This window comes from Streptomyces sp. NPDC005393 (assembly GCF_040606675.1).
Lineage (GTDB): Bacteria > Actinomycetota > Actinomycetes > Streptomycetales > Streptomycetaceae > Streptomyces.
The window spans coordinates 60,306-81,334 of record NZ_JBEXFG010000020.1 but is presented as its reverse complement, the minus strand read 5'-3'; the positions used below and the strand labels follow the sequence as shown (position 1 = coordinate 81,334).

The window sequence follows — 21,029 nt, the reverse complement described above, 5'->3', positions numbered from 1 at the left end:
GCGGGTGTTCCCGCATTTCTGACGAATTCTCGGTGGATCATTGTTCCGGGGCGATGTCCCGGGCCATACGCTTGCGGTCCTTCTTTCCGTTTCCGGTGAGCGGCAACTCATCCACCACATGCAGGGCGTCCAGGATCATGTATGAGGGCAGCCGCTGCGCCGACCACTCCTTGAGCCCGAGCAGCGAGACGGACGACTCCGGGTCCTTCTTCGTGATCACCGCGTGGAGCGCCGCCTCCAAGCCGGACCCGACGACCACGACGGCGGCGTCCGCCACCCCGGGATGGGCACCGAGAACGCTCTCCACCTCGCCCAGCTCCACCCGTTGGCCGCGCACCTTCACCAGGTGGTCGCGCCGGCCGGTGAACTCCAGGTTCCCGTCCGCTCCGATCCGCACGATGTCGCCGGTCGGATACGCGTCGGTGTGGGGTTCCTGGCCCCAGTAGCCGAGCATGACCGTCGGGCCGGAGATCAGCAGCTCGTACTCACCTTCCCGGTCCTGCGGCACCAGCGTCATCGAGTCGCCGGAACAGACTGTTCCGATCGGCAGGGCCGTGGTGCGCCGCGCAACGGCCGCTGTCACCTCGTACGAGGTGCACACATTGGTCTCCGTGGGGCCGTACCAGTTGAACATCCGCACGCCGGGCCACCGCGTACGCAACTGCTGGACCAGCGGGAGCGGGAACGGCTCACCGGCGAACAGACAGATCCGCAGCGCGGGCGGCGGCACATCGTCGAAGAGCCCTCCCTTGGTCATCATCAACGCGAGCGCCGACGGCACCGAGTACCAGACGGTCAGCTCGTGCCGGCGCAGAAAGCGCACCAGCTGCTCCGGTGCGTACGCCATCTCCTGAGAGATCAGATAGACCGCGGCCCCCGCGTGGAACGCGGCGTAGAGGTCGAAGACCGAGAGATCGAAGTTGAAGGGAGCGTGGTTGGAGAGTCTGTCCCGCGGCCCGAGACCCAGCAGTTCACCGGCCCAGGTCACGAACGCGAGCGCGTTCCGGTGGCTCAGGCACACGCCCTTGGGCTCCCCGGTCGAGCCCGAGGTGTAGAGGATGTACGCCAGGTCGTCCGGGGATCCGTCCACCGGCGGCGGCGCCACCCCCGCTGCCCCGGCCAGGAGCTCCTCGAACGTCGCCAGTGCTCCCGCGGCCGACTCCCAACCCGCGCCGCGCCGCGCCCTGTCCGCGTCCGTGACGGTCAGGGCGGCGCCGCAGCCCCGGGCGATCCGGGCGGCCCGGGCGGCTGGGTTGGACTCCGTCACCGGCACATAGACCGCCCCGCGCCGCAGGCACCCCTGCATCAGCGCCACAGCCTGTGTACTCTTCTCCGCCCACAGCAGCACCCGGTCGCCCGGCCGCACGCCCAGCGCGGCCAGCGCCGCGCTGTAGCGATCGGCGAGCGCATCGAGTTCGCCGTAGGTCAGGCGCCCGTCAACGGCATGGACTGCCAGGGCCTTCGGGGTGCGTCGGGCCGCGTCGGCCACCAGCTGATGCAGCCTCACAGCCCCAGCTCCTTCGCGACCAGTTCCTTCTGGATCTCGGATGTGCCGGAGAACAGGACGCTCGGCACGGCATTGCGCAGCTCGGCCTCCACGCCGGCGTCCACCAGGAAGCCGCGCCCGCCGAAGATCCGTACCGCGTCCAGGGCACTGGCCACCGCACCCTCGGACGCGGCGAGTTTGGACAGCGCCACGGGCAACCGGGCGGGCCGCCCCTGGTCCATCTCCCAGCAGGCGCGGTAGAGCAGCAGCCGGGCGGTCTCCAGCCGCATCGCCATGTCGACGATCCGGTGCGAAACCGCCTGGAAGTCGGCCAGCCGACGGCCGAACTGACGGCGCGTCCGTGCGTGTTCGGCGGTCCGCTCGACCAGCCGGGCCGTCATCCCGACATAGCCTGCGAAGAGACAGGCCCGCTCCCACCCCATCGAGTGCTGGAAGATCGTCGCCCCCATCCCCGGAACGCCCAGCACATGATCGGCGGGTACGAAGCAATCGGTGAAGGTCACGGCTCCGGCGGGGGTGGAGCGCAGGCCCATCTTGTCGAACGGCTCTCCCACCCGGACGCCCGCCGTGGCCGCGGGTACCACCAAGGCCGTCTGCCCGAGATGGCCCGCCTCCGGGTCGGTCGTCGCATAGGTGACGAAGAGGTCGGCGGCGGGGCCGTTGCTGACGAAGCTCTTCTCCCCGTTCACCAGGTAGCCGCCGTCCACCGGGGTGGCGGTCAACAGGAGTTTCGACACGTCGGAGCCCGCGTCGGCCTCGGTCATGGCGTTGCCCGCGATGAGCTCTCCGGAGCAGATTCCCGGCAGCCACCGGAACTTGAGGTCATCGGAGCCGAACTCCGCCACCGGCACGGCGCAGGCGAAGAGGTGGGCGCTGGCCGCGAAGACCAGTCCGGTATCGCTGCAGCCCTCGCCCAGCGCCTCGTACAGCCGCGCGGTGTCCAGCGCTCCCAGCCCGAGCCCGCCGTACTTGTCGGGCAGGCACGCCCCGAGCAGCCCCAGGCGCCCCAGCGTCATCCAGTCCATCCGGCTGAAGGGCTCCTGCGGAACCCGCCCGGTGGGGAAGGCACGGCGGACGGCCTCCAGGGTCTCCCGATGGCGTCCTTCCTGATCAGCTGTCCAGCCGAAATCCATGAGACTCCCCGATACATGGTGGTTGATGGTTCGTCACGGGTGCCGAGGACCGACGGAGGGGCGGCCGGTGCCGACGGGCCACCACGCGGCCCACGACGCGCCAGGAGGTGCTGCCCGCGTCGGATCGATCCGCGCGCGGAGCGCACCAGCACTCTGTCCCCCCGCCCGCGCACGGCTCCACAAGACGCCTCAACCACCCTGCCACGGCGGACCGGCGCGGCGCGGCGCGCGGCTGATAATTCGTCCCTTCTACCGTGTCTCCTCCTTCCGGGCCCCTCAGCGGCACCGATGGGCGCCGCCGGTTTCCCTCCCAAGACCAATGGCGGTGGCCCCGGCCCCTCGGAAGAATCCTCATTCCCGTGCGTTGGCCGGACGCGCCGTACGGACACCGACACGTCTGGAGGACAGATGGCAGCGGAGGGGCTCCCGACCGAGGCGATAGCCATGGCCGATGTGGCCATCGTGCTGCTCGCGGGCCGTCTGCTCATCGGGCTGAGCAGACGGCTGCGCCAGCCGCCGGTAGTGGCGGAGATCGCCATCGGCATCATGCTCGGGCCGAGCGTTCTCGGCCTGCTGCCCGGGGATCTGCCCGAGCGGATCTTTCCCCACGACGCTCGGCCGATGCTCTCCGCCGTGGCCCAGGTCGGGCTGCTCCTCTTCATGTTCCTGGCGGGCTGGGAGATGGATCTGGGCCGGCTGCGCGGCCGTGGCCGGTCCATCGGCGTGATGGCCGGGCTGTCCATGGCCGTGCCGTTGGTGCTCGGCGCCGGGGCCGCGGTCCTGCTCGCCGGGCGCTACGCCGACGCCGGGCGGAGCACGACCGCTTTCGTTCTCTTCCTGAGTACGGCCTTCGCCATCACGGCCTTCCCGGTGCTGGCCCGCATCATCAAGGACAGCGGGCTCACCGGGACCCGCGTGGGATCCACGGCGATGGCCTGTGCCGCCGTGGGAGACGTACTGGCCTGGTGTGTCCTCGTGCTGGTGGTGGCGATCTCCGAATCGGGCAGCCCGGGGGACTTCTTCACCGTCGTCGGCCTCAGCGCGGCGTACGGGCTGGTGGCGTTCGCCGTACGGCCCCTGCTGCGCTTCTTGGTCGGCCGGTCGCGCCAGGGGGCGTCCGGCGCCAATCCGCTCGTGCTGATCGCCTCCGGTGTCTTCCTGTCCGCCTGGGTGACCTCCTGGATCGGCATCCACGCCATCTTCGGGGCCTTCGCCTTCGGACTGATGATGCCGCGCGAGACCCGGGGCGAACTGCACCGAAGGGTGGCTGCACCACTGACGGGGATCGTGACAGTGCTGCTGCCGGTCTTCTTCATCGTCACCGGCCTTTCGGTGAACGTGGGGGTGCTCGGCCCGGCAGGCCTGACGTACCTCGGGTTGATCCTGGTGGTCGCCGTCCTGGGCAAGTACGCGGGGACCGTGCTGCCCGCCCGTATGTCGGGGATGTCCTGGCGGGAGGCGGGGGCGTTCGGGACGCTGATGAACACCCGCGGCCTCACCGAGATCGTCATCCTCGACATCGGGCGCCAACTGGGCGTTATCGACACCGAGATGTTCACCATGATGGTGATCATGGCGCTGGTCACCACGGCCATGGCCGGGCCGCTGCTGCACATGCTGGGGATCACCCGCACCGCCGCTCCGCACGACGAGACCCGCCAGGACCCGGCTGCGCCGGAGGGCGGCACGGGGCGGTCCGCCCTGGCGAAGCTCGGGCCGTGACGACGCCGCTGCCGGCCGCGGGAGTTATTCCGCGACTCATCCGAAAGGACAGGTCCGAATTCATCAAAGGAGCCGAAGAGACAATCGAATGTGCTGGCTAGTGTGAGGGGCGCGGAGCCGTGTTCCGCGCGGTAATCCATTTCTTACGGCTCAGATCCCGGAGGTCGCACGCATGCCGAAGAGCACCAACCTACAAGGGTACGACGAGGTCATCACCGAGCTGACGGGCTATGTCGAGGAGCGCTTCCTCCCCGAGGGGGAAGGCGGTCTCCAGCCCGGCACCCCGCTTCTCGAATGGGGGATACTCACCTCGCTCACCACCACGGAATTGATCTCCTTCATTCTCGATCGCTACGGGGTCTCCATTCCGCCGGAGAAAATCGTCGGCGCGCACTTCAAGAATCTCGACGCCATTACCCGGCTGGTGGTTTCGCTGCAGGGCGCTCCCGCGGGCCACGCCTGACCCCCGGCTCCTGCCGCCTCCGTGGCGGCTGCCCGGTCCGGCACGGCAGCCGGGCCGGGCGGCGCGAGCCCTGGCCGGGTCCCGCGGGCCAAATCCGGCCATGTCCCGGTTCCGGGGTGTCGCGGGTACGAGGATCTCCTACTGTATTCATTGCCGGATGAATTATGTCTCTCCTGGGGTGGCTCATGAACGGTCTTCCGACCAGAGACCGCATCCTGGACGCCGCACGCGAAGAGCTCGCGGCACATGGCTACAACGGCACCTCGTTGCGCGGCGTGGCCAGACGCGCCCAGGTGGACATCCGGCTGCTCCACCACTACTTCGGCTCGCGGAGCCGTCTGCTGCGCACCGCTCTCCAGCCCCGCCGCTGCGTCGCCACGGCCGGCGAGGCGCCCGGGCCGCTGAAAACGCCGGACGGCCCGCTGTCCGACGGCCTCCGCGGCGGCACCCGCTCGGACGCCGCCCAACTCGCCCAGCGGCTGAGGGCTCTGTGGAACGCCGACGCGCTCGGCCGGCGGGCTCTGGTGGCCTCCGCCATGACCGACGGCCCGACCGGCTCCCGCCTGGTCTCCTTCGTCACCGGCCTGCTGCGCGACCTCGATCCGACCGCCGGCCCGGGCCACGATCCGCTGGACCGTGACCAGCTGGGCCGCGCCGTGACGGCCGCCCATCTGCTCGGGCTGGCGGTGCTGTGCGAGTCCGGAGCGCTGCACCGGCTGGTCGCCGCAAGCGGCGAGGCGGCCTGCCAGGCCGATGAGTTCAGCCTGGAGTCCCAGCTCGACGCGGTGCTCGCCGCTGGTCCGCCGCAGGAGGCCCCGGCGCCGTACGGAGACGAGGCCGGGAAGCGGTACCGGCGACCCCGCCCTCCTGGCACCGCCAACCGCGCCATCATCCTCCGGGCCGCTTGCGAGGAGCTCTCGGAATACGGCTACGGGGGCAGCACCGTACGTGGCATCGCCGACCGCGCGGGGGTCAACACCAGCCTGATCCACTACTACTTCGGCTCCCGTGACGGTGTGCTCACCGCGGCCCTGCGTGAGGCCGGCCGGCTCCTGGTGTCCGCAGGGGACGGCCACGCGGCGCCCGATGGCCGGATCCTCACCGGAGAGCAACTGCTCCGCCGGGAGCTGGTGTGGTGGGAGTCCGAGGAGCGGCGCAGCGCGATCCTCGCCCTGATCCGCAGCTCGGTGACGCACCGGGATGCCGGTCGGCACCTCGCCGAAGTCCTGCGCCGGGTGTCCCCGGACGCCACCGGACCCTGCCCGCACACCGTCATGCTCGGCGCCCAGCTGATCGGCCTGATGGTGGTGCGCCACATCACGCCCGTGGCACCCCTGGCGTCCGCGGACCTGGACGACCTGATCGCTCTCCTCTCGCCCGTCGCCCGGCATGTGATCGCCGGCCAAAGTGCGCACCCGGCCCATCCGCCCGGCCGCTGAACAGCACACTCAGCCCTGGAGGGGCACCATGGACGACCGTGGAACAGACGGCCTCGGAACAACGGACGGCCACCTCGCGCACGAGAGGAGCCGGCCCGGGCGGCCCCAGCTCTTCTGCCTGCCGCACGCCGGCGGCAGCGCCGCCGGCTTCGCCCCGTGGCGGCGCCGTATCGCGGCAAACGCCCGGGTGCACCTCGTGGAACTGCCAGGCCGCGGCACACGCTGGGAAGAGCCGCCGCCCGACCGGCTTGCCACCCTCGTCGCGGACCTCGCCTCCCGCATCAGGGCCGAGGCGGACGGCCCGTATGTGCTCTACGGCCACAGCTTCGGCGCCCTGCTCGCCTACGAACTGGCCCACGCACTGCGCCCCTCTCTGGGCGAGCCGACCGCCCTCGTGGTCTCCGGCCGCAACGGCCCCGGCGTCCCGCACCCGGCGGTGCCGCTGCATGGGCTGCCGAAGGACCGGCTGATCGAGCAGCTGCGGGAGCTCGACGGAGTGCCGCTCACCCTTCTGGACAATCCGGATCTGATCGATCCCTTTCTGCCCGCGCTGCGGGCCGACGCCAGACTCGCCGAGCTCTACCGGCGCGGCCGTCACCCGGTGCTGAGCTGTCGGATCCGCGCGCTGGCGGGTGAGACCGACCCACTGGCCGATCCGGCCGGGCTGCACCGGTGGGCGGAGGAGACCACGGCCGACTGCGAGGTCGAGATCATCCCGGCGGGGCACATGCTGACGGGACACCCGGCCTTCTGGGGGTGGATCCGCCACACGTTGAGCGAGTGCACGGCCCCGCCGTATCGAGCCGACCGCCACTCCGTGGAACGGTTCGGCCGCCGCTGAGAAGAATCGCTCCGGTTTCCGTATCCCTCACTGTCGTGCTGTGCCTCCGCCCGCGGCGCGTGAGGGGGGCGCGGTGCGATGGAGGCCGAGGGCGTGACGTTCCCGGCGTATGTCGACTGCCACTTGAGGGGCGAATGGTGAGTAACAAGAAGAGACACAAGCGGTCCAGGGTCATCGGGTTGGCCGTGGTCGGAGTGACCGCACTGGCCGTGGGTGGCGGGGCTCTCCTGATGACCGACAACGATGCCTCCGCTGCCCGCCAGTCCGCCGGACAGCAGACGTCGGCGCAGGGGGCGATGACCGTCACCTGCCCCGATGTCGCGACGGAACTGTCGAGCGTGCCGCAGCAGGCGCGGCCCGCCGTGGACAAGCAGCTGGCGCAGATGGACAGTCAGGTCGCCGACGCCTATAAGCGGCTTGCCGCACGTGGGGCGCAAGCCGACCAGAACTGGGTGCGGACGCGGGTACTGGAACCGCTGACGTCCAAGCGTCGCGCCACGCTGGACAGCATCGCCACGGAAATGGGCGGGGCGTCGAAGCAGGCGCAGGGGCTGGACGCGATGGCGCCCTGCACCGTCAAGCGGACCGACGCGGCCCCCGCTGCCGCGCCGGCGAACACCTCCACCCCGGGTGCCGCCACCCCGTCCGCGGGTGCCGCCACGCCGGCCGCGGGCACCGCCACGCCGGCCGCGGGCGGTCAGGCGCAGGCCGGGCCCCAGAAGTCGGACTTCGTGGACATCCGTAAGGTGCAGCCCAACGTCGCCAACCCCCGCAAGCAGGCCAACGCCTCTCGCGGCACCTTCTCGTCGCGCTGCGGCCGCAACGAGAACAAGCACTTCAACTCCGACAATGTGATCGTCGCTCCCGGTGTGAGCAACGGCGCCCACCATATGCACGACTACGTCGGCAATCGCGACACCGACGCCTTCTCCACCAATGACGGTCTCGCCGCCGCCGGGACCACCTGCACCAACGGTGACCGCTCCACCCACTACTGGCCGGTCGTGCGACTGCGCGACGGAAAGAACGAGCGCGATGTGAACCTCCCCGGCGGAGGCACGGAAGGCAACATCGGAACCATCCTCCAGCCCGCCTCGGCGCAGATCACCTTCGGCGGCAGCCCGGTCTCCAAGGTCGTGGCGATGCCGAAGTTCCTGCGCATCATCACCGGCGACGCCAAGGCGTTCACCAACGGAACGGCCAACGCCAACGCCTCCTGGAGCTGCACCGGCTTTGAGAACCGTCAGCTGAAGGACAAGTACCCGCTCTGCCCGAAGGGCAGCAATGTGGTCCGTACGTTCAAGTTCCAGAGCTGCTGGGACGGCAAGAACGCCGACAGTGCGAACCACCGCACCCATGTGGCCTTCGCGGACGCCAAGGGCGCGTGCCCCACGGGATTCCGCGCCGTTCCCCAGCTGACCCAGCGGATCACCTACAAGATCGCGCCGGGCTCGGTCTTCGCCGTCGACAGCTTCCCCGAGCAGCTGCACAAGCCGGTGACCGACCACGGTGACTTCATCAACGTGATGTCCTCGTCGCTGATGAAGAAGGCGGTGAACTGCATCAACACCGGCCGTAAGTGCGGCTGACGCCCTACGAACAACGGTGCCCCGGCCGGACTCGTCCGGCCGGGGCACCGTTGCGTGCGGCGGGATCAGTCCTGCCGGGCGCCCTCGGGGAGCTGACGCCAGGTCACCTGGGTGCGGGTGTGGTACGCCCAGTCGAGCATCTTCTTGGCGTCCGGGTACCGGTTGACGTCGTTGAGGATGACGCCCACGACGGTACGGCCGTTCCGCTTGGCCGCGAAGACGACGCACTTGCCGGCCGCGCTGCCGGTGCCGGTCTTGATGCCGATCGCGCCGCTGTACGAGCCCAGCAGCTTGTTCGTGTTCGACCAGAAGTAGGTCCTGGTCCGCCCGTTGGCGGCCGGGGCCTTCTGCTCGGTGTCGACGGACTTGACGACCGTGCGGAAGGTGGTGTTGCCGAGCGCGTGGCGCGCCAGCTTCGCCAGGTCACGGGCCGTCGTGTAGTTGCTGTGGTGATCCGTGATGCCGTCGAAGGAGTCGTACTGGGTCTTGGTCATCCCCAGCGCGTCCGCCTTCTTGTTCATCTTGGAGATGAACGACGTGGTGCGCTTGGCGGTGGTGTTCCCGGTACCGAAGGTGTCGGCGAGCGCCATCGCCGCGTCACAGCCGGACGGCAGCAGCATCCCGTACAGCAGCTGCTTGACCGTGAGCTTGTCGCCCTTTTTCAGATCCGCCGCGCTGCCGCCGCTGGTCCGTATGTAGTCCAGGTACGCTTGCTTGACGGTGACCTTCTTGTCGAGGTTCACCCCACGGGTGTCGAGCACCACGACCGCGGTCATGATCTTCGTGATGCTGGCCATCGGCCGCTTGGTGTCGGCGGCCTTGGTCCACAGCTGCCGGTTGGCGCCGCTGTCCAGCAGATACGCGCTCTTGGCGCGGATACCCGACGGGCCGGCCGCGGCCTGTGCGGTGGCCGTCGGTACGGCGATCGACAGTGCCGCCGTCGACGCGATGACGGTCGCCCCCCAGCGACGGATCGTTCTTCCCCCACCGTGTTTCATACGCCCTCCGTCTCCTGTGATGACATGTCCGGGCATGCGCATCGTCTCACTGGGGGACGGGGGAGGACGTGTCGGGGTGTCAACTACCGGCTGTCGCCCAGTCGTAGGCCCGCCGGGCGTCGAACTCGCGCTGACCGCCCGCGAAGACCAGCCCGGCGGCGGCGTAGACCGCACCGTCCCGGTCGGCGTCCATGGTGTACGGGACGGCGATACAGCGCATCCCGGCCCGCCGCGCCGCCTCCACCCCGGGCGCGGCGTCCTCGACCACCACACAGTCGGCCGGATCGGTGCCCAGCAGCCGGGCGGCCGCCAGGAAGACATCCGGCTCCGGCTTGCCGCGGCCGACGTCCTCCGCGGAGACGTAGACGGGCAGCAGCGCGTCCAGACCCGTGGTGGTGAGCGTGGCCTCGATGGCGGCACGGGAGGAGCCGGAGGCGACGGCGAGCGGATGGCCGGCGGAGCGCAGCCGCTCGACGAACGCGCGCATCGCGGGGAAGACCTCGGTGGCGGCGGCGACCAGCTCCAGATAGTGCCGGTTCTTGACGGCGAGCAGTTCGTCCACGGGCGCGTCGATGCCGTACTGGTCGCGCAGGGTCTCCAGGGTCTCGCGGGTGCCGATCCCGATGAACCGGGAGTGCTCCTGCCAGGTGTAGCCCGTGACACCGTACCGCTCGAGGGTCCGCCGCCCCGCCTCGCAGTAGTTCGGCTCGCTGTCCACGAGTGTGCCGTCCAGATCGAAGATCACGGCGGGGAGGCGCGGCGACGGGGGGTGCGGTGTGCGGCTGGAGCTCATGGGCACCAGCATGCCAAGGCCGTGATCAGGGCCGGCGCCGGGGCTCCTGGGCGCGGCCGGCCGGGGCCGCCCGCCCCACCGCGTCCACCAGGGGCAGCATCCGGTGCCGGACGCGCTCGCGCAGCGCCACCTCGGTACGGGGACGGACGACGCCCGGCATCCGGATGAGCCGCTGGACGACATCCTCCAGATGCTCGTTGTCCCGGGCGACGACCCGGGTCAGCAGATCCCCGCGCCCGTGGTCGAGAACGCCTCGATGGTGCTGCCCGTCACCACGCACGCCGCGACCGACGCCTGGGTGCGGCGCGCCCTGGAGTGCGTACGGCACTGCGCGGCCGGGTCGGCGCGGCGGCTCGCGGGCGACGACGCGGCCGACCCGGCGCCGCACGTCGCCGAGCTGGAGTGGGCGCTGGCCCGGCTGCGGATGTCGGTCGCCCCGCTGCTGCATCCGCTCAGGCCCCTGCGCGCCCGGCGGGCCCGCGCGCGGCAGGTCTTGGTACGCACGACGCCCGCCTGACCGCCGCGTGCCGGCGGGTCGAGGCGGCGGTGGGGCGCCGGTGCGGCGCGCCCTGGAGTGCGTACGGCAACTGTGCGGCCGACCCGGCGCCGCACGTCGCCGAGCTGGAGTGGGCGCTGGCCCGGCTGCGGATGTCGGTCGCCCCGCTGCTGCATCCGCTCAGGCCCCTGCGCGCCCGGCGGGCCCGCGCGCGGCAGGTCATGGTACGCACGACGCCCGCCTGACCGCCGCGTGCCGGCGGGTCGAGGCGGCGGTGGGGCCGCCTGGTGGCCCCCGGCGCCGCGGCGAAGCCCGAGCCCGTCCACTGCGCGGCCCAGCCCCACCCCCACCCGGGCGCGGAACGCGCGCTCGCGCATCTGCACGGTCTGGAGACGGCGCTGAGCGGACTCGTCGCCCCGCTGCGGGCGTCCGCCGCGCGGGCCTGACGCGCCGTCATGCGGCCGGGTCGGCTACGGGTCGCGGGGGCGGGGCGCGACGGTCCGCGCTGCGCCGGACGTCGGATCGGACCCCTTCGCCGGGTGTCACCACGGCGTGTTGGTCTAGACCGCCCTGTTACCGTCGGCGCGCAACCGTATTTCAGCGGAAGGGCAGTGCGGTGAGTACGACAGGCACGGGACAACGGGCGTACATCGGGTCGTTCACCTCGGAGGGCGGGGCCGGAATCACCGTCGCGGACGTCGACGCCCGGACGGGCGCGCTGCGGGTCCGGCACTCCACGGATGCGGTCGCCAACCCCTCGTATCTCACGCTCGCGCCCGGCGGCGACATCCTCTACGCGGTCAGCGAGACCGACGACGGCGCGGCCGCCGCCTTCCGCGTCGCCGACCCGGACAGCCCGCCCGTGCTGCTCGGCGAACCCGTGCCCGTACACGGTGCGGACCCCACCCATCTCGCGCTCGTCGACGGGCAGCTGCTCACCGCCAACTACGGCTCCGGCAGCGTCACCGCGCTCCCGGTCCTGGACGACGGCCGCCTCGGGGAGCCGACGGCCGTACTACGGCACGAGGGCAGCGGGCCGCATTCCGAGCGGCAGGAGGGGCCGCACGCACACGCCGTGGCGCCCGATCCGTCGGGCAGCTGGGTCCTCGCCGTCGATCTGGGCGCCGACGCGGTATGGGTGTACGAGCCCGCCGGGCCCCGTCCGCACCGCGAGGTCCGGCTGCGTGCGGGCACGGGCCCGCGCCATCTCGCGTTCCATCCGCGCGGCGACCGTGCGTACGTCATCAACGAGCTGGATCCGACGCTCACGGTGTGCCGTTGGGACGCGGCGTCCGGCGCCCTCGAACCGCTCGGCGAGACACCGGTCCTGCCGCGCGGCACGGACGTGGAGACCTTCCCCTCCGAGGTGGTGGTCTCGGCCGACGGCCGCTTCGTGTGGACCGCCAACCGCGGTCACGACAGCATCGCGACGCTCGCCCTCGACACGCCAGGCGATCGCATGGAGCTCGTCACCACCACCCCGTGCGGCGGCCACTGGCCGCGCGATCTGACCCTCGGCCCCTCGGGCCGCCGCCTCTACGCGTCCAATGAGCGCTCGGGCGATGTCACCTGGTTCGACCTCGACCCCTCGACCGGGGTGCCCACCCGGGGCGGCTCGATCGAGGCGCCGGCGGCATCCTGCGTGATCTTCGGCTGAGCGCCTGCGCGGGTGGGGCGGCGATCCGGCCCGGGTCGCCGCCCCACCCGCGAGCAGCCAGGTCAGCGCGTCGCCGAGGACGCCTGCAGCCTGATGCCCAGCGCCGCCGCGTACTTCGCCAGCGCCAGCTTGCCCACGGCCGGGTACGCGCCGAGCGCGTCGGCCGCCGCGCAGCCCGCCTCCTGGGCGGCGGCCGCGGTCAGCTCGGCGGAGACCTCGGGGCCGATGAGGTACGGCGCGAGCGCGAGCCGGGCGGAGCCGGCCGAGCGCAGCTGCTCGGCGACGCGGACGACGGCCCCGTCCTCGTCCAGCGCGGCGGCCATCACCGGCACGGCCAGACGCGCGGAGAGCAGCATGCCCGTGATGCCGCCGGCCTGGGCGGCCTCTTCGCCGCCGACCGTGGCCAGGATGATGCCGTCCGCGGCGGTCGCGACCGTGAAGAGGCGGGCGCGGTCGGCGCGGGCCAGACCCGCCTCCGACAGACGTACGTGCAGGGCCTCGGCGAGCAGCGGGTGCGGGCCGAGGACATCGGTGAGTTCGGCGGCGGAGCCGCTGCTCATGATGGCCTGGCGTATCCGGCGCAGCAGCGCGCTGTCCGGGCCCGCGAGCAGCGGGACCACGACGGCCGCGGGGGCGTCGGTGGCGACGGTCGGTGGGGGCGGGATGTCCTCGACCACCTCGCCGGCGGCCTCGGCCGCGGCGACCGCCTCCGCAGTGGCCGCCGCGGCGGTCTTGGCGGCCTCGGTCGCCTTCCGCAGGCGCTCGGAGCGCTCCTGGGCGGCGCGCGCGAGCACGGCCTCGAGCTGCGGGAACTCCCCGCCGGCCCCGTCCACGTCCACATAGCCGATCTGGGCGTCGAGACCGGGCAGCTCGGAGCGCGCGATGCTCACGACCTCCTCGGCCAGGCTCCGGGTGGCGGCGTCCGGGGTGCCCGGGACGGCCAGCACCAGCGGAGGCGCGCCGAGGGGTGCGGCCGCGGGCTCCGGTCGGCGGTGCCGTCCGGGCTGTCCGGACTGTCCGGGCTGTCCGGACTGGCGGGGACGCGGCATTCGTACAGGCAGGCCGGACGCGGGCCCAGTGGGGGAGCTCATGGCGCCGCATGTTAGTCGCTTCATGGGCTCGGCTGTTCGGGAGGGTGCGACTGGGTGTTATCTGTCCCATTTTGCCGAGCCCTGCTGTTCATTGATGCACGGAAAGAGGTCGGGGTTGTTCGAAGAACCGATACTCTGTCCGAAATACGGAGTAGCGTCACCGATTATCGGATGCGCCCCAGCTGTCCGAAGCACCACGCAGAGGCGCCTGGGCGACGACGCTCAGCAGCCCCGGGTCCCGCGGCAGCCGCAGCTCGCCCGCCGCGAGCGCCGCGGCGACGCACAGCGCGCCCTCCAGCGGATCCCCGGCGGCCTCGGCGACCGGGATCCCCGGCAGCCGCGCCGCCAACTCCGCGCGTAGGGGCGCGAGCAGGGGCTCGCCCATACGGAACAGGCCACCGGTGAGCGCCACCTCGCTCGGCTCCAGACGCGGACAGACCGCCTCCGCGGCCTCGGCGATATGCCGGGCCGCGTCCCGCAGGATCGCCTCGGCGACGGGATCCGCGACCGGGTTCGCGACCGGATCCGCGACGGCGCACCGGGCGACCTCGGGCGCGAAGGAGGCCAGTACGGCGGGCCGGTCGGGGCGCGGATACAGCTTCCCCGGCAGCTCACCGGGCGGGCCGAAGACTGCCTCCAGACGGGCCAGCAGCGGCCGTGAGCCGCCCTCGCGTCCGTCGTACGCGCGCATCGCCGCCTCGAGGCCCGCCCGGCCGATCCACGCGCCGCCGCCGCAGTCGCCCAGCAGATGACCCCAGCCGTCGGCGCGCCGCCAGCCGCTCCCGCCGCCGGAGCCGGAACCGCCGCCGGAGCCGGAACCGCCGCCGGAGCCGGAACCGCCGCCGAGGCCGGAACCGCCGCCGGAGCCGTCCGCACCGTCCGGCACCGCGCCCAGTGCGATCAGGCCCGTGCCCGCGGCCACGACCGCACCGGGCCGCTGTCCGAGGGCCCCGGCGTAGGCGGTCACTCCGTCGGCCGCCAGGGCGAGTCGCCGTACGCCGAAGGCGTCCGCGAGCGCGCCCGGCAGTGTGGCGCGCAGATCGTCGCCGAGTGTGGCCATGCCCGCCGCGCCGACGCACACGGCGCCCAGCCGCCGTACTCCGGCCTCGCGCAGCAGCTCGCGGGCGGCGGGCTCCACGCGGGCCAGCAGGCCGTGCGCGTCGATGCCCCGGTCGCCGACGACCGCGGGGGTGGGTGAGGACCAGGTCAGCGGCTTCTCCGCGGAGCCGCGACACGTCTGCGCGCGCGCCACAGCCACCCGTACGCCGGACCCGCCCGAGTCGATCCCGAGCACATGCGTCGCGCCGGTCATCGCATCGCCCACCGGCTCAGCCGAATCCGCGCGCGTCCTGCTTGAGCGCCGTGTCCACGGTCAGGGCGGTGGCCACCACCAGGCTCAGCAGCGGATCGGGCAGCTGGCGGTGGATCTGCAGGACGTAGTTGTCCGCCGTCGTGAACATGGTCTTCGCGAGGCCCTCCCAGGTCTTGGTGATCCGGGCGATCTCGGTGTCCGTGTGGTCGACGATGGCGAAGTTCCAGGCGCGCCAGTTCTCCGCCTTGATGGCGCCGATCTGCTGGCCGTTGACGTGTATTCCGAAGTTGATCTTGCCGATGGCGTTCCGCTGGATGATCTCGCCGACCGGCTGGCCGTCCGGGCGCGTCACGAGCACCTTGGACTTGATGAACTTCGCCGGGCGGGTGAGCACCAGATGCGGCTGTCCGTGGGCGTCGCGGATCTCGAGCTTGTGCGTCATGAACTGGTCGAGGCTGGAGACGAACCGCGCGACCTTCTTGAGCGTGCTCTGGCCGACCTGGACCACCGAACCGATGGTGCGGCCGTGCTGGTCGAAGACGCTGTACTCATTGGTCAGCTCGATCAGCTTGGCCTTCTGGTTCACCACCAGCACCGGCTCGCTGAACAGCGTGCCGCCACCGCCCGCCGCCGGGGCCACACGCGCCTGCTGCTGCACCTGGCGCTGGACCTTGGCCGGATTGGGGTTGGACGGCGCGGCCTGCGGCGGTGGGGCCTGCCCCGGCTGGCCGGGGTGCGTGTGCTCGGTCCACTGGGCACCGTCCCACCAGCGCAGCTGGTTCGGCGTGCCCTGCGGGTCGGCGTACCAGCCCGCAGGGGTGTTCGGCTGTGTCGTCATGGCGGGCAGACTACCCTTCGCCCACCTGGAACGAAGCGGTCAGGGAAGACGCCAGTCCACGGGTTGCGCTCCCTGCTGTACAAGGAGGTCGTTGGCGCGGCTGAACGGACGCGAACCGAAGAACCCCCGGTCGGCCGACATGGGGGAGGGGTGCGCGGACTCGACCGCCGGAAGGGCGCCCAGCAGCGGCCGTACGTCACGGGCGTCGCGGCCCCACAGGATGGACACCAGGGGACGGCCGCGCCCGGCCAGCGCCCGGATGGCCTGTTCGGTGACCTCCTCCCAGCCCTTGCCGCGGTGGGCGGCGGGGCGGCGCGGCGCCGTGGTGAGCGCCTTGTTGAGCAGCAGGACGCCCTGCTGGGTCCAGGGCGTCAGATCGCCGTTGGACGGGCGCGGCAGCCCGAGGTCGGTGTGCAGCTCCCGGTAGATGTTCTCCAGGCTGCCGGGCAGCGGCCGGACCTCCGGGGCCACGGAGAAGCTGAGCCCCACGGCGTGTCCGGGCGTCGGATAGGGGTCCTGACCGACGATCAGCACCTTGACCTCGTCGAAGGGCTGCTGGAAGGCGCGCAGCACATGCGGTCCGGCGGGCAGATAGGTGCGGCCGGCCGCGATCTCGGCCCGCAGGAAGTCGCCCATCGCCGCGATGCGTTCTTCGACGGGCTCCAGCGCCTTGGCCCAGCCCGGTTCCACAATGTCTTTCAACGGTCGTGCTGCCACACCGCGTCACTCTAGTGGCTCAGCGCGTGGCCGCGTGCCGTCTCAGCCGATCACGCTCAGCCGATCACGGCGGCCCGGACGCACAGCACATCGGGGAGGTGGCGGGCGATCTGCCGCCAGCTCTCGCCCTCGTCCGCGCTCGCGTACACCTCCCCGTTGCGATTGCCGAAGTACACCCCCGCCGGGTCCGCGTCGTCCGTGCGCAGCGCGTCCCGCAGCACCACCCCGTAGTGGTGCTCGTCCGGCAGCCCGGCGGACTGCTCGTCCCACGAGGAACCCGCGTCCTCGGTCCGGAACACCCGGCAGCGGTAGTCCGGCGGATAGCGGTCCGAGCCGTCGATGACCGGGAAGACATACGCCACGCCGCCGCGCCGCGGATGGGTGGCGACCGCGAAGCCGAAGTCGGCGGGGAGCCCCTTGCCGATCTCCGACCAGTGCGCCCCGCCGTCGTCGCTGCGGTAGACGCCGCCGTGGTTCTGCAGATACAGCCGCTCGGGGGCGGCCGGGTCCCGGGCGACCTTGTGGACGCACTGCCCGAACTCCGGATACGGATCGGGCAGGAAGTCCGCCTTGAGCCCGCTGTTGGACGGCGCCCAGCTCGCCCCGCCGTCCCCGGACCGGTACACCCCGCCGGACGACACGGCCACCATGACCGCCCGCGGGTCCCGCGGATCGGTGAGGACCGTGTGCACCGCCTGGCCGCCGAACCCCGCGCCCCACTGCGGCCGTTGCGGATGCTCCCACAGGCTCCGTACGAACGCGAAGGTCTCCCCGCCGTCCTCGGAGCGGAACAGCGCGCCCGGCTGGGTGCCCGCATAGACCACCTCGGGCTCGGCGGGACCGGCCGGTTGCAGCTGCCACACCCGCTCCAGCGAGGTGTCGGTGCCCTCGGGGAACCTCACCGCGGGCCGGGCGGGCTCGAGCCAGCTGTGCCCGAGGTCGTCGGAGCGGAAGACGGACGGGCCCCAGTGCGAGCTGTCGGCGCCGACCAGCAGTCTGGGGCGGGCGCGGCGGGTGTCGATGCCGATGGAGTACACCGCCTGCATGGGGAAGTGCGGGCCGGTGAAGTCCCAGCCCCCGCCGCCGCTCCGGCGGCCGAGGAAAAGACCCTTGCGGGTGCCGACGGCGAGCAGGACATCGTCCATGACGGCTCACTCCTTGGGCGAGAACGGAGGACAGCGGAACGGGATGTGTCCGTCGTCACAGAGTCTGCACCCTGCCACTGACAACGGCCCGGGGAAGCGATCGACGCTCCGCTGTGTTGGCCACCGTGTTGTACGAGGGGCCATCGTAATTTGACGATCGTCGTACTACGATGGGTACCGTACTACGCGCAGTCGAGCCGGGCTGCCCGAGGTGAAATGGAGACGTTCATGAGTGCCCTCTTCGAACCCTGCACACTGCGGTCGCTGACCATTCCCAACCGCCTCTGGATGGCCCCCATGTGCCAGTACAGCGCGGAGCCGGGCGAGCGCGCCGGGGTCCCGAACGACTGGCACTTCGCCCACTACGCCGCCCGCGCCACCGGTGGCACGGGCCTGATCCTGGTCGAGGCGACCGCCATCTCGCCCGAGGGCCGGATCAGCCCCGGAGACCTCGGCATATGGAACGACGCGCAGGTCGAGGCGTTCCGTCGGATCGTCGGCTTCCTCAAGCGGCAGGGCACCGTACCGGGCATCCAGATCGCCCATGCGGGCCGTAAGGCGTCCACCGACGCCCCGTGGCGGGGCGGCGCGCCGCTCGGCACGGAGCAGCGGGGCTGGCAGCCGCTGGGGCCGAGCCCGGTCCCCTTCGACGAGGGCCACCCGCTGCCGGACGAACTGTCGAAGGAGCAGATCGAAGAGATCGTCGGCCAGTTCGCGGATGCCGCGCGGCGCGCGCTGGCGGCCGGCTTCGAGGTCGCCGAGATCCACGGCGCCCACGGCTATCTGATCGGCCAGTTCCTCTCGCCGCACAGCAACCACCGCACCGACGGCTACGGCGGCTCCTTCGAGAACCGCGCGCGCTTCGCACTGGAGGTCGTCGACGCGGTCCGCGCGGTCTGGCCGGACGAACTGCCGCTGTTCTTCCGCATTTCCGCCACCGACTGGCTGGAGGAGAACGGCTGGACGCCGGACGACACCGTCCGCCTCGCCGCGCTGCTGAAGGACCATGGCGTGGACCTTCTCGACGTCTCCAGCGGCGGCAACGCGGCCAAGGTGCGCATCCCGGTCCAGCCGGGCTACCAGGTGCCGTTCGCCGCGCGGGTGCGCCGGGAGACCGGGTTGCCGGTCGCCGCGGTGGGGCTGATCACCGAGCCGGAGCAGGCAGAGAAGATCGTCTCCAATGGCGAGGCGGATGCCGTGCTGCTGGGCCGCGAGCTGCTGCGCAACCCGTACTTCGCCCGCCACGCCGCCCGGGAACTGGGCGGCCAGGTGGCCGCGCCGGACCAGTACCACCGCGCGATCTGAGCGGCCGGCGGGGGCGGTGTGGTCGCGCGCGCCGCGCGGCCCCCGCTCCTTCCGGGCGCTCATGGCGTCCGTAGTACGGAGAGTGTCAAACTACGATGATTTTCGTACGATAGGGGTCTCGGAACAAGGCGACGAGGAGCAGCCGTGCAGACGCAGACCACGCCGACCGCGCCCCAGGGCCAGGCCCCGGCTCAGGCGACCGGCCGCTCGCTGGAGCATCCGCGGCGCGAGGCGATCCGCCTGGAGGATGTGCTGCACGCGCTGTCCGACCCCATGCGGATGCGGGTGGTGCGGACGCTGGCGGAGGAGTCGGGGGAGCTCTCCTGTTCGGTCTTCGACCTGCCCGTCAGCAAGTCCACCACCACCCACCACTTCCGGGTGCTGCGCGAATGCGGCGTGATCCACCAGGTCTACCGGGGCACCGCCAAGATGAGCGCGCTGCGCCGTGAGGACCTAGGCGCGCTGTTCCCCGGTCTGCTCGACAGCGTCCTGGGCGCCGCTGCCCTCCAGGAGGGGCGCCTCGGCGGCGACCGGGGCTGATGTCCGGCCGACCGGAAGGTGGTTGAAGAGCAGATTGAGCGCGATCGCGGTGACACACCCGGCGCTGATCCCGCTGTCCATCACCGTCTGGAACCAGTGCGGGAACTCCTTGTAGACGCCCGGCACGCCCACCGGCAGCAGCCCGACGGCGACCGACACCGCGACCACCGTGAGGTTGTGGTTGTCCCGGAAGTCCACGCCCGCCAGCGTCCGCAGTCCGCTCGCCGCGACCGTCCCGAACATCACCAGACCGGCCCCGCCCAGCACCGGCGCCGGGACCGCCGCGACCAGCGCGCCCAGCTTCGGCGCGAGACCGAGCAGCATCAGCATGCCGCCCGCGGTCGCCACCACCCACCGGCTGCGCACCCGGGTCATCCCCACCAGGCCCACGTTCTGGGCGAAGGCGGTGTACGGGAAGGTGTTGAAGACGCCGCCGAGCACGGTCGCGACGCCGTCCGCGCGCAGGCCGTCCGCCAGCCGCCGGCCATCGACCTTACGGTCCGTCAGTTCGCCCACCGCGATGAAGTCGCCAGTGGTCTCGGTCATGGTGACCAAGGCGACGATCAACATCGAAGCCACGGCCGCCGCGTGGAACGTCGGGGCGCCGAAGTGGAACGGCGTGGAGATGCCGGCCCAGTCGGCGTCGCCCACCCCCGAGAAGTCGGTGAAGCCCAAGGGTACGGCCGCCACCGTCCCGGCCACGATGCCGACCAGGACCGCGACCCGGCCGAGGAAGCCGGGGGCGAAACGCTGCACGGCCAGCACGGTGATCAGCACCCCGGCGGCCAGACCCAGGTTCTTCGGCGCCCCGAAGTCCGCCGCGCCCAGCCCGCCCGCCGCCCAGTTGCCCGCGACGGGCAGCAGCGACAGGCCGATGACGAGGATCACCGTGCCGGTCACCAGCGGCGGGAAGAACCGCAGCAGCCGCCCGAAGACCGGCGCCAGCAGAATCATCGCCACCCCGGCGACGATCACCGAACCGTAGATCGCGGGCAGTCCGCCGCCCTCCGTGCCGATCAGCACCATCGGGGTGACCGCCGCGAAGGTGCAGCCCTGCATGATCGGCAGCCGTACGCCGAACCGCCACAGCCCCACGCACTGAAGGACGGTCGCGATCCCGCACAGCAGCAGATCGGCGTTGATCAGATACGCCAGATCGGCGGGCGGCAGCTTCATCGCCCCGCCGACGATCAGCGGCACGGCCACCGCGCCCGCGTACATGGCGAGCACATGCTGAAGGCCGAAGGCGGCGAGCCTGCCGGGCGGCGGTATTTCGTCCACGGGATGGCGTACGGACGTCATGGCGGCTCCTCGCATGGCGACGGACACGGGGTGACGCGACCGTAGAAGGCTTAAACAATCTGTTGATTGCAGGGCTGTTGCCGCCGTGTGTCAAGCCCCTTGGACCGATCCGGTCCCCTCGGATGCGCGCCGGTCCTCGCC

Annotated in this window: 19 protein-coding genes and 2 pseudogenes; 10 read left to right on the top strand and 11 right to left on the bottom strand. The window is 71.8% G+C overall.

Annotation, left to right across the window (positions count from 1 at the left end; genetic code table 11):
- Nucleotides 1-37: 37 nt before the first annotated feature.
- A complete protein-coding gene (locus ABZS71_RS18745) occupies nt 38-1,507 on the bottom strand; it encodes an amino acid adenylation domain-containing protein (protein ID WP_356211393.1) in 1,470 nt (489 codons plus the stop codon).
- Complete coding sequence (locus ABZS71_RS18740; RefSeq protein WP_356211390.1) at nt 1,504-2,640, bottom strand: acyl-CoA dehydrogenase family protein; 1,137 nt, start codon at nt 2,638-2,640, stop codon at nt 1,504-1,506. Before ABZS71_RS18740 ends, ABZS71_RS18745 begins: the two co-directional genes overlap by 4 nt.
- Nucleotides 2,641-3,048: 408 nt before the next feature.
- Here ABZS71_RS18740 and ABZS71_RS18735 point away from each other — a divergent pair, with 408 nt between their 5' ends.
- The 5 genes from ABZS71_RS18735 (at nt 3,049) to ABZS71_RS18715 (ending at nt 8,694) form a co-directional block, all read left to right on the top strand.
- Nucleotides 3,049-4,362: a cation:proton antiporter gene (locus tag ABZS71_RS18735; protein ID WP_356211387.1), complete on the top strand. Its 1,314-nt coding sequence runs from the start codon at nt 3,049-3,051 to the stop codon at nt 4,360-4,362.
- Nucleotides 4,363-4,534: 172 nt separating this feature from the next.
- Entirely contained in the window at nt 4,535-4,825 is a 291-nt protein-coding gene (locus ABZS71_RS18730) for an acyl carrier protein (RefSeq protein WP_355848568.1), read from the top strand.
- Nucleotides 4,826-5,010: 185 nt separating this feature from the next.
- Entirely contained in the window at nt 5,011-6,264 is a 1,254-nt protein-coding gene (locus tag ABZS71_RS18725; protein WP_356211384.1) for a TetR family transcriptional regulator, read from the top strand.
- 28 nt (nt 6,265-6,292) lie between these two features.
- Nucleotides 6,293-7,105, top strand: a complete 813-nt coding sequence (locus tag ABZS71_RS18720; RefSeq protein ID WP_356211381.1) for an alpha/beta fold hydrolase — start codon at nt 6,293-6,295, stop codon at nt 7,103-7,105.
- A 230-nt stretch (nt 7,106-7,335) separates the two neighbouring features.
- Nucleotides 7,336-8,694 carry a DUF1996 domain-containing protein gene (locus ABZS71_RS18715; protein ID WP_356211378.1) on the top strand — a complete coding sequence of 453 codons (1,359 nt, stop codon included), beginning with the start codon at nt 7,336-7,338 and terminating at the stop codon, nt 8,692-8,694.
- A gap of 65 nt (nt 8,695-8,759) precedes the next feature.
- Here the strand turns inward: ABZS71_RS18715 and ABZS71_RS18710 are convergent, their stop codons facing one another.
- The 3 genes and pseudogenes from ABZS71_RS18710 to ABZS71_RS18700 form a co-directional block, all read right to left on the bottom strand.
- Nucleotides 8,760-9,692, bottom strand: a complete 933-nt coding sequence (locus ABZS71_RS18710; RefSeq protein ID WP_356211375.1) for a serine hydrolase — start codon at nt 9,690-9,692, stop codon at nt 8,760-8,762.
- Nucleotides 9,693-9,771: 79 nt separating this feature from the next.
- The gene (locus tag ABZS71_RS18705; RefSeq protein ID WP_356211372.1) at nt 9,772-10,485 is read right to left on the bottom strand and encodes an HAD family phosphatase; all 714 of its coding nucleotides are present in this window, start codon (nt 10,483-10,485) and stop codon (nt 9,772-9,774) included.
- 25 nt (nt 10,486-10,510) lie between these two features.
- Nucleotides 10,511-10,743: pseudogene (locus ABZS71_RS18700) on the bottom strand (Lrp/AsnC ligand binding domain-containing protein); the annotation flags it as partial.
- Here ABZS71_RS18700 and ABZS71_RS18695 point away from each other — a divergent pair.
- The 3 genes and pseudogenes from ABZS71_RS18695 to ABZS71_RS18685 form a co-directional block, all read left to right on the top strand.
- Nucleotides 10,742-11,130: pseudogene (locus ABZS71_RS18695) on the top strand (hypothetical protein); the annotation flags it as partial. The pseudogenes ABZS71_RS18700 and ABZS71_RS18695 overlap by 2 nt on opposite strands.
- A 138-nt stretch (nt 11,131-11,268) precedes the next feature.
- Nucleotides 11,269-11,427 (top strand): hypothetical protein, encoded by a 159-nt coding sequence (locus tag ABZS71_RS18690; RefSeq protein ID WP_355848623.1) that lies wholly within the window; start codon nt 11,269-11,271, stop codon nt 11,425-11,427.
- A gap of 170 nt (nt 11,428-11,597) precedes the next feature.
- Nucleotides 11,598-12,638 carry a lactonase family protein gene (locus ABZS71_RS18685; protein WP_356211369.1) on the top strand — a complete coding sequence of 347 codons (1,041 nt, stop codon included), beginning with the start codon at nt 11,598-11,600 and terminating at the stop codon, nt 12,636-12,638.
- Nucleotides 12,639-12,700: 62 nt separating this feature from the next.
- On the opposite strand, the gene ABZS71_RS18680 is transcribed toward ABZS71_RS18685, so the two are convergent.
- The 5 genes from ABZS71_RS18680 to ABZS71_RS18660 all read right to left on the bottom strand — a co-directional run bounded on the left by ABZS71_RS18680 (nt 12,701) and on the right by ABZS71_RS18660 (nt 17,741).
- Complete coding sequence (locus tag ABZS71_RS18680; RefSeq protein WP_356211365.1) at nt 12,701-13,729, bottom strand: hypothetical protein; 1,029 nt, start codon at nt 13,727-13,729, stop codon at nt 12,701-12,703.
- 157 nt (nt 13,730-13,886) lie between these two features.
- Nucleotides 13,887-15,041 carry a BadF/BadG/BcrA/BcrD ATPase family protein gene (locus ABZS71_RS18675; protein WP_356211465.1) on the bottom strand — a complete coding sequence of 385 codons (1,155 nt, stop codon included), beginning with the start codon at nt 15,039-15,041 and terminating at the stop codon, nt 13,887-13,889.
- A gap of 16 nt (nt 15,042-15,057) precedes the next feature.
- A complete protein-coding gene (locus ABZS71_RS18670; RefSeq protein ID WP_356211362.1) occupies nt 15,058-15,879 on the bottom strand; it encodes a phospholipid scramblase-related protein in 822 nt (273 codons plus the stop codon).
- A gap of 39 nt (nt 15,880-15,918) precedes the next feature.
- Entirely contained in the window at nt 15,919-16,596 is a 678-nt protein-coding gene (locus tag ABZS71_RS18665; RefSeq protein ID WP_356211359.1) for a uracil-DNA glycosylase, read from the bottom strand.
- 56 nt (nt 16,597-16,652) lie between these two features.
- Complete coding sequence (locus ABZS71_RS18660) at nt 16,653-17,741, bottom strand: exo-alpha-sialidase (protein WP_356211356.1); 1,089 nt, start codon at nt 17,739-17,741, stop codon at nt 16,653-16,655.
- A 228-nt stretch (nt 17,742-17,969) separates the two neighbouring features.
- Here ABZS71_RS18660 and ABZS71_RS18655 point away from each other — a divergent pair, with 228 nt between their 5' ends.
- Nucleotides 17,970-19,046 (top strand): NADH:flavin oxidoreductase/NADH oxidase, encoded by a 1,077-nt coding sequence (locus ABZS71_RS18655; RefSeq protein WP_355848839.1) that lies wholly within the window; start codon nt 17,970-17,972, stop codon nt 19,044-19,046.
- A gap of 144 nt (nt 19,047-19,190) precedes the next feature.
- Nucleotides 19,191-19,586, top strand: coding sequence for a helix-turn-helix transcriptional regulator (locus ABZS71_RS18650; protein ID WP_356211353.1), 396 nt, complete (start codon nt 19,191-19,193; stop codon nt 19,584-19,586).
- On the opposite strand, the gene ABZS71_RS18645 is transcribed toward ABZS71_RS18650, so the two are convergent.
- Entirely contained in the window at nt 19,500-20,888 is a 1,389-nt protein-coding gene (locus ABZS71_RS18645; RefSeq protein ID WP_356211350.1) for a nucleobase:cation symporter-2 family protein, read from the bottom strand. The two genes, ABZS71_RS18650 and ABZS71_RS18645, sit on opposite strands and share 87 nt — an antisense overlap.
- Between the last annotated feature and the right edge of the window lie 141 nt (nt 20,889-21,029).